The organism is Caulobacter sp. (assembly GCF_017744445.1).
Lineage (GTDB): Bacteria > Pseudomonadota > Alphaproteobacteria > Caulobacterales > Caulobacteraceae > Caulobacter.
The window spans coordinates 260,178-275,137 of sequence record NZ_JAGIBH010000001.1 but is presented as its reverse complement, the minus strand read 5'-3'; the positions used below and the strand labels follow the sequence as shown (position 1 = coordinate 275,137).

The 14,960-nt window shown below is 68.1% G+C and carries 8 protein-coding genes and 2 pseudogenes (1 of these 10 only partly in view); 5 read left to right on the top strand and 5 right to left on the bottom strand.

The window, feature by feature from the left end; genetic code table 11:
• Nucleotides 1–13 precede the first annotated feature (13 nt).
• The 3 genes and pseudogenes from J7528_RS01420 to J7528_RS01410 form a co-directional block, all read right to left on the bottom strand.
• Nucleotides 14–1,291, bottom strand: a pseudogene (locus tag J7528_RS01420) (aminotransferase class V-fold PLP-dependent enzyme); the annotation flags it as partial.
• A gap of 111 nt (nucleotides 1,292–1,402) precedes the next feature.
• Nucleotides 1,403–1,963: a hypothetical protein gene (locus J7528_RS01415; protein WP_291870599.1), complete on the bottom strand. Its 561-nt coding sequence runs from the start codon at nucleotides 1,961–1,963 to the stop codon at nucleotides 1,403–1,405.
• A gap of 134 nt (nucleotides 1,964–2,097) precedes the next feature.
• A complete protein-coding gene (locus J7528_RS01410) occupies nucleotides 2,098–5,469 on the bottom strand; it encodes a TonB-dependent receptor (RefSeq protein WP_291871294.1) in 3,372 nt (1,123 codons plus the stop codon).
• A gap of 144 nt (nucleotides 5,470–5,613) precedes the next feature.
• Here J7528_RS01410 and J7528_RS01405 point away from each other — a divergent pair, with 144 nt between their 5' ends.
• From J7528_RS01405 to J7528_RS01390, 4 genes are read left to right on the top strand one after another with little or no spacing between them, the layout of a single operon-like run.
• A complete protein-coding gene (locus J7528_RS01405) occupies nucleotides 5,614–7,116 on the top strand; it encodes a TolC family protein (RefSeq protein WP_291870597.1) in 1,503 nt (500 codons plus the stop codon).
• On the top strand, nucleotides 7,113–8,189 hold the full coding sequence (locus J7528_RS01400) for an efflux RND transporter periplasmic adaptor subunit (protein ID WP_291870595.1): 1,077 nt from the start codon (nucleotides 7,113–7,115) through the stop codon (nucleotides 8,187–8,189). The genes J7528_RS01405 and J7528_RS01400 overlap by 4 nt, the downstream gene beginning before the upstream one ends.
• A complete protein-coding gene (locus tag J7528_RS01395) occupies nucleotides 8,189–11,323 on the top strand; it encodes an efflux RND transporter permease subunit (RefSeq protein ID WP_291870593.1) in 3,135 nt (1,044 codons plus the stop codon). The genes J7528_RS01400 and J7528_RS01395 overlap by 1 nt, the downstream gene beginning before the upstream one ends.
• A 13-nt stretch (nucleotides 11,324–11,336) precedes the next feature.
• A complete protein-coding gene (locus tag J7528_RS01390) occupies nucleotides 11,337–11,813 on the top strand; it encodes a GNAT family N-acetyltransferase (RefSeq protein ID WP_291870591.1) in 477 nt (158 codons plus the stop codon).
• Here J7528_RS01390 and J7528_RS01385 read toward each other — a convergent pair.
• Nucleotides 11,810–12,796 carry a histidine kinase dimerization/phosphoacceptor domain -containing protein gene (locus J7528_RS01385; protein WP_291870589.1) on the bottom strand — a complete coding sequence of 329 codons (987 nt, stop codon included), beginning with the start codon at nucleotides 12,794–12,796 and terminating at the stop codon, nucleotides 11,810–11,812. The two genes, J7528_RS01390 and J7528_RS01385, sit on opposite strands and share 4 nt — an antisense overlap.
• A 147-nt stretch (nucleotides 12,797–12,943) precedes the next feature.
• On the opposite strand from J7528_RS01385, the gene J7528_RS01380 reads away from it, so the two are divergent.
• A complete protein-coding gene (locus tag J7528_RS01380) occupies nucleotides 12,944–14,374 on the top strand; it encodes a serine hydrolase domain-containing protein (protein WP_291870587.1) in 1,431 nt (476 codons plus the stop codon).
• A gap of 70 nt (nucleotides 14,375–14,444) precedes the next feature.
• Here the strand turns inward: J7528_RS01380 and J7528_RS01375 are convergent.
• Nucleotides 14,445–14,960 (bottom strand): annotated as a pseudogene (locus tag J7528_RS01375) (EF-Tu/IF-2/RF-3 family GTPase); it runs 200 nt beyond the window's last position.

Below are 14,960 nucleotides of genomic sequence, written 5' to 3'. Positions count from 1 at the left end.
AGGGATGGGATAGCTAGACGAACATCCGGTGCTCGGCCCGCAGCGCCTTGGCCAAAGCATCCACATCCTGCGGCGTGCTGTAGAACCCAGGGGTCACCCGGATCACCGGCCCTTTGGTGACCCCCGTGCGCCAAACGGTGTGAACGCGGTGGCGCTCGAACAGCACCTTCTGCACCAGCTTGGCCTTGTCGTCGGTGTCCATGCCCTTGAGGCGGAAACTGGTGATGGCGCAATAGCGGGCGGGATCATTCGGCACGGCGATCTCGACATTGGGAAGGTCGGCCACCCCGTTCACCCAGCGATCGCGCAGGGCCCGCATGTGCTTTTCCTTGGCCGCCCCGCCCACGGCGAAGTGGAAGTCCACCGCCGTCGGGATGGTCGCCACGCCGGGGAAGTTCACCGTGCCCGGCGGCACACGGGCGTTGATGTCGTCGGCCGGCACGGTGCTGCCGAAGGCGATGTCGATGTCGGCCAGGCGGCTCTGGCGGATGTACATCGCGCCCGTGCCCAGCGGGGCCGAGGTCCATTTGTGCACCGACCAGCCGACGAAGTCCGCGCCCAGGTCCTCGACCTGGAAATCCAGCAGGGCCACGCCGTGGGCGGCGTCGACGATGGTGTCCACGCCTCGCGCTCGCGCCATCGCAACGATCTCGCGCACCGGCGTCACCAGGCCCGTGCGGTTGGAGATCTGGGTAACCAGAAGCAGCTTGGCCTCCGGCGTCTTCTTCAGCACGTCCTCATAGGCGGCCAGGATGTTGGCGGTGGTCGCCGGTTCGGGCATGGCGAACTTCACGACCTTGGCGCCCCGGTGCGAGCCCAGCCAGCTCATAGCCGCGATCATGGCGTCGTAGTCGAGATCGCAGTGGATCACCGCGTCGCCTGGCTTCAGCGGCTTGTAGTTGCAGATCAGCATCTGCAGGGCGTCGGCCCCGCTGCGGGTGACGGCGATCTCCTCGGGCGCGCAGCCCATCTGGCGGGCGATGGCGGCCTGGGCGGCCTTGAAGGTCGTGGTCCAGCCCTCGCCGCCCGGCAGCACGTTGCGGGCCCAGACGGCGTTGGCGCTGTTCACCGCCGCGACCTGCCGCTCGTATTCGTCGGCGACCACGCGCGGCATCATGCTCCAGTAGCCGGCCTCCAGATTATGGACGTCCGGCACGACGTCGTAGTGCTTGGGCAGGTCGGCGACCGGGATCGAATTTGGCCGCAACACCAGCGGCTGGGCCATCACCGGCGCGGCCGCCAGGGCGGGAGCGCCAAAGGCCGCGGACTTCAGCAGCAGGCGACGGGTCGGCGTGGAGGCCATCGGGATCTCGCGAAGAGTTATAATATAACAATCGAGATCGTACGGCGGCCGGCTTGGCAAGGGCTTTGAGGCGCGGAGCGCGCTCGGCCCCGGCTCGGCCTAGCTGTTGGGCATGATGATTTCGACCTTGCCGCCCTTCCAGCGCATCAGCGGCGAGGTCTGGCCCGACAGGGCTAGGGCGAAGTCGGTCAGCAACACCGCGTCGGTCGGGATCTTGTCATAGAAGCGCCAGGTGGTGTGGACGTCGCCCTCGAGAACGACCAGGGCAAAACCCCGGATCGGCGGCGGACCCGTATGCCCCGGGGCCATGGCGGCGGCGAGGTCGGGCACAGGGGTCAGGTAGCCGATCGGATCCTTCTTGGACGCCGAGGCGGCGACGCGAGCCACGATCGCCTCGTTGCTGTCGCCACGCAGCGTGTAAGTCTTGGATCCCGCCTGAAGCGTTCCGCGCTCGCAGCCCTTGGCGGCGCGTTTGAGCTGTTCGGGCAGGTTCTGTTTGATCAGCAGGCCGGTCCACAGGCTCTGCCCGGCTAGGATCGACGGACCAGTGGGGTCGGTCAGGGCGACGCTCTTGGCGTCGGCGGCGCCCTCCACGCACGACGCGGCCAGGGCGGGAGACGCGATCGCCAGGCCGGCGATCAGGAACAGGACGCGGAACATGAATTAACCTCAGGTTGCGCCGCGTACGCTAGAGGCCGGACGACGCGCTTGCCATCCCTTTTCGCAAGAAGACGGCGCGCCCTCGAAGGAGGACGCGCCGCAAGTTCCCACAACACTCCGAGGAACGGTGCGAACTAGAACTTCTTGCGCAGGCCCACCTTGTAGGTGCGGCCCAGCGGATCGCCGGTGAACGGGTCATAGCCCAGGTCCAGACGGGCGTAGGACGGGTCCTTGTCGAACAGGTTGGTGATGGCCAGGGTCAGGGTGGTGTCCCAGGGCAAAAGCGCGCGATAGGCCAGGTTCGTCAGGACCTGCTTGTCGATCTTCTTGCCGGCGGCGACCGTCACGCCCGCGCCCGTGGTGTCCTTGTAGGCGTTGGCGGCGAATGGCGCGGTGCGCTGGTCGGTGTAGCTGCCGATATAGTGGACCGACAGGCGCAGGTTATGGATGCCCGAATTCCACTCGGCGAAGACATCGCCCTTCCACTTGGGGATCGGCACGACGGTGGTCTGGTAGTTGAGCAGGCCCACGGCGTCGAAGGCCTTCTCGACCGTGATGCCTTCCACGACGGTGGCGCCGACCTTGTATTTCTGGATGTAGGTCGCGTTACCGCCGAAGGTCAGGTCGCCGCCGATCACTTCCTTGAACCGGTACTCGGCCGAGAAGTCGAAGCCGGCGTTCTTTACCGGCGCGCCGTTGATGTAGTTGGTCCGTAGGCGAGCAATGCTGGTGGTCGGAGTCCCGCACGCGCCGTTGAAGGTGAAGCGCGAGACCAGGCCCGCATAGGCCGGATCGGCGCAATTGTTCGCCCCGGCCGCGCCGTTCGGATACAGCGAGGCGACCATGCCCGCGACCGGCTCGGCGACGATCGGGTCTTTGAAGTCGAAATAGAAGTAGTCGATGCTGGCCTTGAACTCGCCGGCGTTGAACAGCGTGCCGAAGTTGTAGGTCTTGGCCTTCTCCGGCTTCAAGTTCGGGTTGCCGAAGATGTCGACGGCGCGGAACACGCCCAGGATGCCCTGCAGCGAGGTCACCGAGGTGGTGGTGGTCAGCGGATCCGGCGGCCCGCGGAAGGTCGAGCCGGCCGAGGCGCGGAACGCCAGCCACGGCATGGCCTGCCAGCGCAGCGAGGCCTTGGGGTTGAAGGTCGAGCCGACCGCGCCGCCGTACTTTTCATAACGCGCCGCGAACTGGGCCTGGAGGTCGTCGGTGATCGGCACGCTGAGCTCGCCGAAGCCGGCCATCACGTCGCTCTGATTATCGGCCTCGTTGCCGACGCCCAGGAACATGAAGGGCCCATTGCGCTGCGAGCCGGTGCAGTTGGTCACCCCGAAGTCGGGCGTGTTCACGCACGGATTGATCGCGGCGTTGCTGATGTCGTTGTAGTCGGCCTTGAAGTAGCTGCGGCGGTACTGGACGCCGGCGGCCCAGGCGACGTCGCCGCCCGGCAGGGTGATGTTGGTCTTGCCGTTCAGCACGGCCTCGCCGACGAACAGGCGCGAGGACTGCTTGGTCGACAGCTTCTTGAAGAACCAGTCGACGACGTCCTTGTTGTTGGCCAGGGCGGAATTGTAGCCCGGATTGGTCACGCCGGTGATGGCGTTGGACGGGATCGCGCTGGCGAAGGGGTTGTAATACATGCACTGGCCGACGCCCGGCGTGCCCTGGATGCCAGGCAAGGCTGGGTTGCTGTCGCACAGCGGGCCGCCCAGGCCTTGCAGGGCCAGCGCGAAGCGGTTGACCAGGGTGTCGTAGCCAGTGCGGATGCCGACTTCCTGCGAATAGGTCAGGGCGACGTCCCAGCCGATGCCGTTCTCGAATTCACCTGAGAGGTCCGCCGAGACCCGGAAGGCGTCGAAAGAGCGCGCGCCGATCGAGGGGCCGTAGCCGAACTTCGGATTGCCGCCGATGCCGAACGGCCGGTTGGCGGCGTTCAGCGCGCCGCCGGCGAAGATCGCGCCGGGAACGGTCGATGTGGCGCCGGTGGCCAGGTTGGTCAACTGCACGGTCGGGTTAGCCGCCATGAAGGCGATCAGACCGGGGTTCGTGGCTGGCACGAAATAGCGCCCGGCCAGGGCCGCGATCGGCGCCACTTCCGCCGTCGGTACCGCCAAGGCGGCATAGGACGGCGAGGTGTTCCAGTCGGGCACATCGGTGTGGGCGTACAGCACCTCGGCGTGGAACTTGGTCTTGGCCGAGAGATCCGTATTGACCTCGGCATAGGCCTGAACCGCGTTGGACTTTTCGACCAGGTTGTCGAACGGCGTGTAGTGCCAGTAGCAGACCGGCGTCAGGCCGCTGAAGCCGGGATAGCCGCCCAAGCCCGCGCAGGCCGGGTCGCGCATGCCGCTGGTCGTGCTGGCCAGGGGGATGAAGGTCGACGGATTGCCGGCGGCCGACCAGCCGGCTTCCGGGTTCGACAGGTAAGGCTGGTTGGCCCACTCGCGGTCGGCGACCGACAGCTTGGAGCGGTGCTGCCAGCCCAGGCTGGCCAGGACATTGCCGTTGTCCCAGGTCTTGCCCCAGGTCAGGCTGCCGCCGTAGTCGCCCTTCGAGCCGTCGATGTGGCGGTAGTCGGCGGCCGCTTCCAGGCCCTCGAAGTTCTTCTTGGTGATGAAGTTGACGACGCCGGCGATGGCGTCCGAGCCATAGGTGGCGGCCGCGCCGTCCTTCAGCACTTCCAGGCGGCCGATCGCGGCGGCGGGAATGATGTTGGTGTCGACGATGCCCGCCCCGGCCGCGCCGAACGGGTTGATCGCCAGGCGGCGGCCGTTCAGCAGCACCAGGGTGCGCTGCGAGCCCAGGCCCCGCAGGTTGACCGAGCCCGAACCTTCCGAGCCCTGCGCCCGGCTGTCGAACTGGTTGGTGTCGCCCAGCACACCGTTCGAGATCGACAGCGCCTTCAGGAGCTCGACGGTGGAGGGCGAGCCGCGCTTCTGCAGTTCTTCTGCGCCGATCACGTCGACCGGCAGGGCCGCGTCCTCGGGCGTGCCGCGGATGAACGAGCCGGTGACGACGACCTCCTCGACCTCGACCGGGGCGTCGTTGCGCTGTTGGGCCCAGGCCCCGCCCCCGGCTAGCGACATGGCCAGCGCGAGGCAGGAGCCTCCGCGCAGGAAGCTGGTTCGTTTCATTGATTTCCCTCCCTCGATTATTTTTTGAACTGGCGGCCCGTCATGGAGCGACCAGGGGTGTTCAGCGGGGTGGCGATCTCCCGAATCCACACGTCCGCACGCGCACGGCCGGGCCGGCGCGCCGTGAGGAGCGTTCGTTTTCGAAACTTGGCGATGCGCCTTCTGGAGCCGACAAACCTGGGTTCCCCTGAGGTCGGACGCGTGAAAAGCCACGCATACAGCCTGGGTTTTGCAACCGAGGCGGATGCCGATCACAAAGATCGAACATCTGTTTCGATGATGCGGTATGTTTTGCAGCGCCGTCAACCGCCGCAACGCAAGGGCAACAAAGCCTGCGTCAGCCCGCCGCACTGCTGACAGGTATGGGATCAGCGATCAGTTATGACGCGTGCGTCGCAACATAAGCTTCGCTAAAGCGTTGGACGGGGGGTTTTCCTGCGGGGGCAGGACCCCTAAGTGGGAAACCGGTGGTCGCCAAACTCGCCATGCGCGGGAAATAATTGGGTTGGGATTTCTATGCGTTTCGCCAAGACCGGCGCCCTCAGGCGTCCAGGCCGGCCTTCTGGCTTGTCCCCTGCCCTGCTGATTGGCGCGGCCGCCCTCACAGGCGTCAGCCTGTCGGCCTGCACCACGCCCGCGCGCCAGGTCGATGTGAAGCTGCCGACCACCTACGAGGCGCCCGCCGGCTCGCCCCTGGCGTCCCAAGCGCTGGACCAATGGTGGACCGCCTTCAACGACCCGGTCTTGAACGATCTGATCGCGACGGCGCTGGAAAAGGCCCCCGACGCCCGCATGGCCGCCGCCAAGCTGGAAGAGGCCCGCGCCGTCCGCTCCAGCCAGATCCGGCAGATCTACATTCCCCAGACGCCGCTGACCGGCTCGGCCAAGCGCACCGACACCGACATCCTCGACCAGAGCGGCACCGGCGGCTTCACCCTGGGCGGGGTGACCAAGACCTACGCCGCCAATTTCGACGTCTCGTGGGAGCTGGACCTGATCGGCCGTCGCGGCGCCGCCCGCCGGGTGGTCGACAACGACCTGGCCGCCGCCCGCTTCAACTATGAAGGCGCCCGCGCCGCCTTGGCCGCCAATGTCGCCCAGAGCTATTTCGAAGCGCGCGGCTACGCCGTGCAGCTGGAAGACGCCCGCGCCAACGCCACAATCGCCGACAAACTGTTCAAGGTCTCGGACGAGAAGGGTCGCCGGGGCCTGTCGGCCACCTCCGAAGGCGACCGCACCGCCGCCGACCTCGCCCAGGCCCAGGCCCAGGTCGCCCAGGTCGAGGCCCAGCTGCAGGCCGCCCGCCGCAGCCTGCTGATCCTGGTCGGCAAGGGCGTGGATCCGCTGGCCAGCCTGCCGGTCGAGCCGGTGCTGGCCAGGGCCCCGCCGGTCCCGGCCGCCGCGCCCGCCGAGCTGCTGGCCCGCCGCCCCGACGTGCGCGAAGCCGCCGCCCGCCTGGCCTCGGCCTCGGGCAATCTGAACATCAGCGAGCTGGCCCTGTTCCCCACCCTGACCCTGACGCCGGGGATCGGGATCCAGAAGCAGATCAGCCCCAGCTTCCTGGCCCCCGGCTCGACCCAATCGACCACCAGCTCGGCTTGGTCGATCGGCGCGGACCTGTCGATCCCGATCCTGAACATCCCTAGGCTCATGGCCGACATCAAGGCCGAGAACGCCCGCGTCGAGCAGGCCGCCGTGACCTACGAGAAGACCGTCCAGACGGCTTTCGGCGAGACCGAGAATGCCCTGGTCCAGCAGGCCGCCGACGAGCGCCGCGTGACCCTGCTGGCCGCCGGTGAGCGTCGCGCCGCCAACGCCTACGAGGCTAGCCGCAAGGGCTACGCCGCGGGCCTCACCGACCTGACCACGGCGCTTCAGGCCGAACAGTCCTGGCGCAACGCCCGCACGGCCCTGACCGGGGCCCAGACCCAGGCGCTGCAACGCGCCGTCCAGACCTACAAGGCGCTCGGCGGCGGCTGGTCGCCGCAAGCCGTTCCCAACAAGCCCTCCGCGCAATGAGACCCGCTCCGATGACGACCCGTTACCTGATCGCCACCGCCCTGGTCTGCAGCGCCGTGGGCCTGACCGCCTGTGGCGGCAAGAAGGACGCCGACAAGAAGTCCGCCGCTCCGGCCGCTGCGCAAGCCCGCACCGTCAGCGTCGGCAGCATCGAAACCCGGCCGCTGGGCGGCGGGGTCGAGGCGTCCGGCCTGCTGGTCTCGCGTGAAGAGGCCGCCGTCGGCTCGGAGCTGACCGGCTACCGCGTCGCGCGCCTCTATGCCGACGAAGGCGACTGGGTCCGCGCCGGCCAGCCGCTGGTCCAGCTGGACGACACCCTGCTGCGAGCCCAGGTCGAGCAGCAGGCGGCCGTCACCGCTCAGTCCCAGGCCGAGGCCAAGCGTGTCGCCGGCCTGGATGGTCAGGGCATCCTGTCCCAGGAGCAGATCGAGACCCGCCGCTACCAAGCGAAAGCCCAGGAAGCCGCGCTGAAGGAGCTGCGCACCCGCGCCTCGCGCATGACCATCACCTCGCCGGTCAGCGGCCGGGTGCTGTCGCGCGGCGTGCAGCCGGGCCAGATCGCCGGCGGCGGCACCAACCCGTGGTTCACCATCGCCCGCGACGGCCTGGTCGAGCTGGACGCCGAGGTCAATGAAGCCGACCTGTCGGGCATCCGCGAAGGCCAGGCCGCACAGGTGTCCCTGCCCGGCGGCCAGGCGATCTCGGGCGTCGTGCGCCTGATCAGCCCGCGCGTCGACAGCGCCAACCGCCTGGGCAAGGTGCGCGTGCGCCTGCCCGTGCGTCCGGACCTGCGTCCCGGCGGCTTCGGTCGCGCGACCTTCGGCGCATCGGGCGCGCCGGTCACCGCCATTCCGGAATCGGCGATCCGCTATGAGGCCGACGGCCTGTCGGTGATGACCGTCGACAGCAACAACCGCGCCCACCAGGTGGCCATCAAGGTCGGCCAGAAGGGCGGCGGCTGGGCTCAGCTGGTCCAGGGTCCGCCCGCCGGTACCCGCGTCGTGCTGGGCGGCGCCTCGTTCGTGGCCGACGGCGACACCATCCGTCCCGCGACCAACCAGGCCGCCCGCTGATGGCTAGCGAGCACAAGCCTGAAAGCCACAAGACTGGCGAACTGAAGATCTCCGCCTGGGCGATCAAGAACCCGATCCCCGTCGCGGTGCTGTTCCTGGCCCTGATGATCGCCGGCTTCGGCTGCTATCTGACGCTGCCGATCAAGCAGTTCCCGAACGTCGAATTCCCCGCCGTGACCGTGACGGTCACCCAGAGCGGCGCCGCCCCCGGCGAGATGGAGACCCAGGTCACCCGCCCGATCGAGGACGCGGTGGCCGGCATCTCCAACGTCAAGACCATCCGCTCTTCGGTGGTCCAAGGCGCCTCGACCACGACGATCGAGTTCAATCTCGGCGAAGACCTGCAAAAGGTCACCGACGAGGTGCGCTCCAAGGTCGACCAAACCCGCTCGATCCTGCCGCGCGAAGTGGACGAGCCGATCGTCCAGCGCCTGGAGATCACCAGCGCCCCGATCATCACCTACGCCGTCTCGGCCCCAAACATGAGCTCCACGGAGCTCTCATGGTTCATCGACGACACCGTCACCCGCGCCCTGCAGGGCGAAAAGGGCGTGGCCCAGGTGGCGCGCGTCGGCGGGGTGGATCGCGAGATCAACGTCGTCATCAATCCCGACCGCATGGCCAGCTTTGGCGTCACCGCGCCGCAGCTGAACCAGGCCCTGGCCAATTTCAGCGTCGACGCCCCCGGCGGCCGCGCCAATATCGGCGGCCGCGAGCAGACCCTGCGTGTTCTCGGCGCGGCGACCACGGTCGAGCAGCTGCGCCAGATCACCATCCCGATCGGCGGCAATCGTTATGTGAAGCTGACCGACGTGGCCGAGGTGGGCCAGGGCTCGGAAGAGCAGCGGGGCTTTGCCCGCCTGGACGGCAAGAACGTCGTCGCCTTCCAGGTGATGAAGACCCGCGATAGCAGCGACGTCGCCGTCGAGGACAACGTCAAGAAGGCCGTCGACGCCCTGGAGGCCAAGCAGCCGGGCGTGAAGTTCGTGAAGATCTTCTCGACCGTCGACGAGACCCGCGCCAGCTTCGCCGCCACCGAGCACACCCTGCTGGAAGGTATGCTGCTGGCCTCGCTGGTGGTGTTCCTGTTCCTGCGGGAGTGGCGCGCCACCCTGATCACCGCCATCGCCATGCCGGTGTCGCTGGTGCCCACCTTCGCCTTCATGGCGGTGATGGGCTTCTCGCTGAACGTCGTGACCCTGCTGGCCCTGACCCTGGTCATCGGCATCCTGGTCGACGACGCCGTGGTCGAGATCGAGAACATCGAAAAACGTGTCGCCCGGGGCCAGCGGCCCTACCAGGCGGCGATGGAAGGGGCGGACGCCATCGGCCTGGCGGTCGTGGCCACCACCTTCACCATCGTGGCGGTGTTCGTGCCCGTCTCGTACATGCCCGGCACGCCCGGCCAGTTCTTCAAGGAGTTCGGCCTGACCGTCGCCGTGGCGGTGCTGTTCTCGCTGGTTGTGGCCCGCCTGCTGACGCCGCTGCTGGCCGCCTATTTCCTCAAGCCCGCCAAGCACCCGCACCCGCGCAAGGAGTTCAAGGGCTTCTATCGCAACGTGCTGGACTGGTCGCTGGACCACCGGATCCTGTCCTGCATCATCGGCGGCCTGATCTTCGTCGGCTCGATCATGCTGGCCGGCTTCCTGCCCACGGCGTTCCAGCCGGCCGGCAACGCCAACTACTATTATCTGAAGGTTCAAGGCCCGCCCGGCGCGACCACGGCCGACATGGAGCGCACCGTCCAGGCGGTGACCACGCTCTTCCGCAAGCGTCCGGAAACCGCTCACGTCTTCGCCCAGGTCGGGTCGAACATCGGCAGCGGCTGGGGCGGCCAGAGCGGGACCGACATCCGCGACGCCACCATCACCATCGTGCTGAACGGCGACCGCGACCTGACCGTCACCGAGATCAAGCAGGTGGTCCGCGACGGCCTGCGCGGGATCCCGGACGCCCGGGTCAACCTGCTGGGCGACTGGGGCACCTCGGACGTCCAGACCATCCTGACGGCCGAGGACGGCCCCTTGCTCGAGCGCACGGCCGCCCAGGTCGAGCGTGAGATGCGGAGCCTGTCCACCGTCGCCGATCCGCGTCCCTCCAGCCCGCCCAGCGGTCCGGAGATCGTTATTCGCCCGCGCGCCGACGAGGCCGCCCGCCTGGGCGTCAGCGCTGCCGACATTGCCGCCATCGCCCGCGTGGCCACGGTGGGCGACATCGACGCCAATGTCGCCAAGATGACCCAGGGCGAGCGCCGGATCCCGATCCGCGTGCGCCTGCCGGCCGAGACCCGCGCCGACCTCCAGGCCCTGGGCGCCCTGCGCGTGCCGACCGCCAGCGGCGGTACGACGCGATTGGACAGCGTGGCCGATCTCTACTTCCAGGCCGGCCCGGCCAAGATCGACCGCTTCGCGCGCAAGCGTCAGCTGACCATCGAGGCCGACCTCAACAACGGCGCGCAGCTCGGCCAGGCCATGACCGACGTCGGCAACCTGCCGACCATGAAGAAGCTGCCCGCCGGCGTCGCACCGGCCACGGCCGGCGACCAGGAGGCCTTCGTCGAGCTGTTCACCGGCTTCGCGGTCGCCCTGCTGTCGGCGGTGGGCCTGGTGTTCGGCGTGCTGGTGCTGCTGTTCCGCAGCTTCTTCAAGCCGATCACCATCCTGTCGGCCCTGCCCCTGGCGATCGGCGGCGCGTTCTTCGCCCTGCTGGTCACCGGCCAGTCGCTGTCGATGCCGTCGCTGATCGGCTTCCTGATGCTGATGGGCCTGGCGGCCAAGAACTCGATCCTGCTGGTCGAGTACGCCATCGAGCAGGAACGGGACGGCATGAGCCAGCGCGAGGCGATCATCGACGCCTGTCACGAGCGGGCCCGCCCGATCGTCATGACCACCCTGGCTATGATGGCCGGCATGCTGCCCACGGCCATGGGCATCGGCACCGGCTCGGAGTTCCGCCAGCCGATGGCCGTGGCCGTGATCGGCGGCCTGATCACCTCGACCGTGCTGTCGCTGGTGCTGGTGCCTGTGGTCTACGAGATCGTCGACGACATCGAGATGTGGCTGAAGCCGAAGCTGGGCCGCCTGGCCACGCCGCGCGAGGCGCAAGGCCAGGCCGTCCCGGTGGACCGCCTCTAAGGGCGACTTGGCCGTGCTCATCAGGCCCTTCCACCCCGGCGACGAAGACGCCGTCGTCGGGGTGATCCTGCCCATTCAGAGGGAAGAGTTCGGCTTTTCCATCACCGCCGCCGACCAGCCCGACCTCGCCGACATTCCGACCTGGTACCAGACCGGCGCGGGCCAGTTCTGGCTCGCGGAGCTGAACGGTGAAGCGGTGGGCACGATCGCCCTGAAGGACATCGGCAACGGCGCCGTGGCGCTGCGGAAGATGTTCGTGAAGCCGGTCGCGCGGGGGGCGATCGGAGCAGCTCAGGCGCTGCTCGACACGGCGCTGGACCATGCTCGGGCTCACGGCGTGTCGACGATCTGGCTGGGCACGACCGAGAAGTTCAAGGCCGCCCACCGGTTCTACGAGAAGAATAGCTTTGCCCTGGTCGACGCCGACGACCTGCCGGAAACCTTCCCCCGCATGGCCGTGGACACGCGTTTCTACCGACTGGGACTCTAGTCCCGCTTCGGCGCGTAGCTGAGCCGGCACACGGTCCAGTCCCCCTCCCGCGCCATCTCGAACTTGCCACCCAGCTGCTGGGCCATGGCGCGGACGATGCGCAGGCCCAGGCTCTTGGACTGGGCCGGGTCGAAGCCTGGCGGCGGGCTGGCGCCGTCATTGGCCACCGTCAGAAGATGCGTCAGGCCGGACTGGTCCAGGACCACTCGCACCTCCCCTTCCCCAGCCTCACCGAAGCCATGTTCCAGGGCGTTGTTGAAGCTCTCCAGCATGACCAGGGTCACGGGCGTGGCCTGGTCGGGGTGCAGGGGCTGCTCGCCGCCGTCGATCGTCAGCCGCACCCGCGCGCCGGCCGCTGCGGCGGCGCTGGCCAGCAGGGCTTCGGCGAAGACGCGGAACGGCACCGGCTCGCCCGTCCGGTTATGCAGCTCGCGCTGGATGCGGGCGATGACCTCGATGCGCTCGCCGGCCTGGGACAGAGCGTGGCGGGCGTCGGCGTCGGTGATCCCCTGCCCTTGCAGCCGCAGCAGGGCGCCGGCGACCTGCAGGTTGTTGCTCACCCGGTGATGCAGTTCGCGATAGAGCAGGTCGCGGCTCTCGGCCAGGTCCCGCAGGCGGGCGCGCTCGTCCTCCAGCTGGTCCAGGGCCTTGCGCATGCCGTCGATGAAGAAGATGTCGACCGCCACCACGAAGGCGTAGAAGGCGAGGGCCACCAGCACCGTCATGTCGAAGCTGAAGCCCATGAACGGCGGGATGAAGAAGTACCAGGCGGCACCCCCGCTCAGGGTCGCGCACAGCACCCCGGGCCCCATGCCGCCCAGATAGACGGCGACGACAATCGCCGGGAAGAAGGTCACATAAGGAAAGCCCGGCGGGAACACCGCGTTCAGGCCAAAGCGCAGCAGCACCGCGAAGGCCGCCAGCGCGATGGCGAGGCCGTAACGGGCGAACGCGTTGTCCCTGATCCTGCGGCGCAAATCCAAGCGCGTGTCTCCCCGTCCCTGCCTCGGTGCTCGCGCGTTCCCGCCACGCCGTCAAGCCGGCAGCCGACATAGCGAAGTTACACATCCTTATGTTGCAGAGCGCTGCGACCGGCACGAAGCTTGGGCGTCGCTCTGGAGACCGCATGTATGAAGCTTTCGATCCTGGCGTTGGGCGCCCTGCTGGCCGCGCCTGGCCTTGCCCAGGCCGACACGGCCGCTGACCGTCGGCAGGCCGTGGAGAATGGCCTGGCGCCCGCCGTGGTGGTTGAAGGCCAGGGCGCTGGCGGTCGCCGACTGCTCGACGAGATGCGCGATCTCAAGGTGCCGGGCGTCGCCATCGCCGTGGTGCGCGGCGGCAAGCTGGACTGGGCTCAAGGCTATGGAGTCGTCAGCCAGGGCGGCAAGGCCGTCGACGCCGACACGCTGTTTCAGGCCGGTTCGGTCAGCAAGCCGATCGCGGCCGTCGCCGCCCTGGCCCTGGTCCAGGATGGGACCCTGGCGCTGGACGCGCCGATCAATACAAGCCTGAAGCACTGGACCTTGCCGGAGAACGACTTCACCCGCGCGGCGCCCGTCACCCTGCGGCGACTGTTGTCGCACACGGCCGGGACGACAGTGCACGGCTTCGCCGGGTATGCGGTCGGCGCGGCCGTGCCGAGTGTTCCCCAGATCTTGGACGGCGCGGCGCCCGCCAACAGCGCCGCCGTCCGCGTCGACCAACCGGTGGGGGTCAGCTACCGCTATTCCGGCGGCGGCTACACCATCGCCCAGCTGGCCATGATCGACACGGCCGGCAAGCCCTTCCCCGCCATCGCCCGCGCCAAGCTGTTCACGCCGCTGGGCATGGCCCGCAGCACCTACGACCAGCCCCTGCCCGCCGGGACCTCGAATGTGGCGCTGGCCCATGACGAAACGGGCCAGCCGATCGCGGGAAGCTTCCACGTCTATCCTGAGATGGCCGCCGCCGGCCTTTGGACCAGCGCCAACGACCTGGCCCGTTTCGCCGTCGAGGTGCAGGACGCCGCCAACGGCCGGGGCAAGGTGTTGTCGGAGAAGACCGCCCGCGAGATGCTGACGCCGCAGCCCGGCGGCTGGGGCCTGGGCTTCAAGGTCACCGGCCAGGGCAAGGACCTGGCGTTTTTCCACGACGGCTCGAACGCCGGCTACAAGGCCACTCTGATCGGCCATCCCGAGACCGGCGACGGCGCGGTGATCCTGACCAATGGCGACCAGGGCTACCAGCTGGGCCAGGAAATCCTGCGCGGCATCGCGGTCGCCTATGGCTGGAGCGACAACCGCCCGATCGTCCGCAAGGCCTTCGCCCTGCCGCTGGACTCCCAGCGCCGGTTTGGCGGGACGTTCGAGATCAAGGGGCTGGGGACCTTCGATATCCGCGAGGCGGAAGGCGCCATGCTGGTCGAGCTGCGCAAGGGCCAGGCCTTCCGCCTGATCCCGTCCGCGGACCGGTCCTTCTTCATCACCGAGCAGAACATCGTGGTGACGTTCGAGGACCCGGACCACGGCGCAGCGGAGGCGGACGGCCAGCGGTTCGTGTTCGAGCGGGTGAAGGCCCCATAGCAAAAGGCCCCGGAGATTGCTCTCCGGGGCCTTCGCTTAGATCAGTTCAGCGTGTGCTGAGATCGATCGACTACTCGATGATCTTCGCAACGACGCCGGCGCCGACGGTGCGGCCGCCTTCACGGATGGCGAAGCGCAGGCCTTGGTCCATGGCGATCGGGGTGATCAGCTCGACGTCCAGCTCGGCGTTGTCGCCCGGCATGATCATTTCCACGCCTTCCTTCAGCTTGATGATGCCGGTGACATCGGTCGTGCGGAAGTAGAATTGCGGACGGTAGTTGGTGAAGAACGGGGTGTGACGGCCGCCTTCTTCCTTGCTCAGAACATAGATCTCAGCAGTGAAGTGGGTGTGCGGCTTGATCGTGCCGGGCTTGGCCAGCACTTGGCCGCGCTCGACGTCTTCACGCTTGGTGCCGCGCAGCAGCACGCCCACGTTGTCGCCGGCTTGACCTTGGTCCAGCAGCTTGCGGAACATTTCGACGCCCGTGCAGGTCGTCTTCTGGACCGGACGGATGCCGACGATTTCGACTTCTTCGCCGACCTTCACGATGCCCTTTTCGATACGGCCCGTGACCACGGTGCCGCG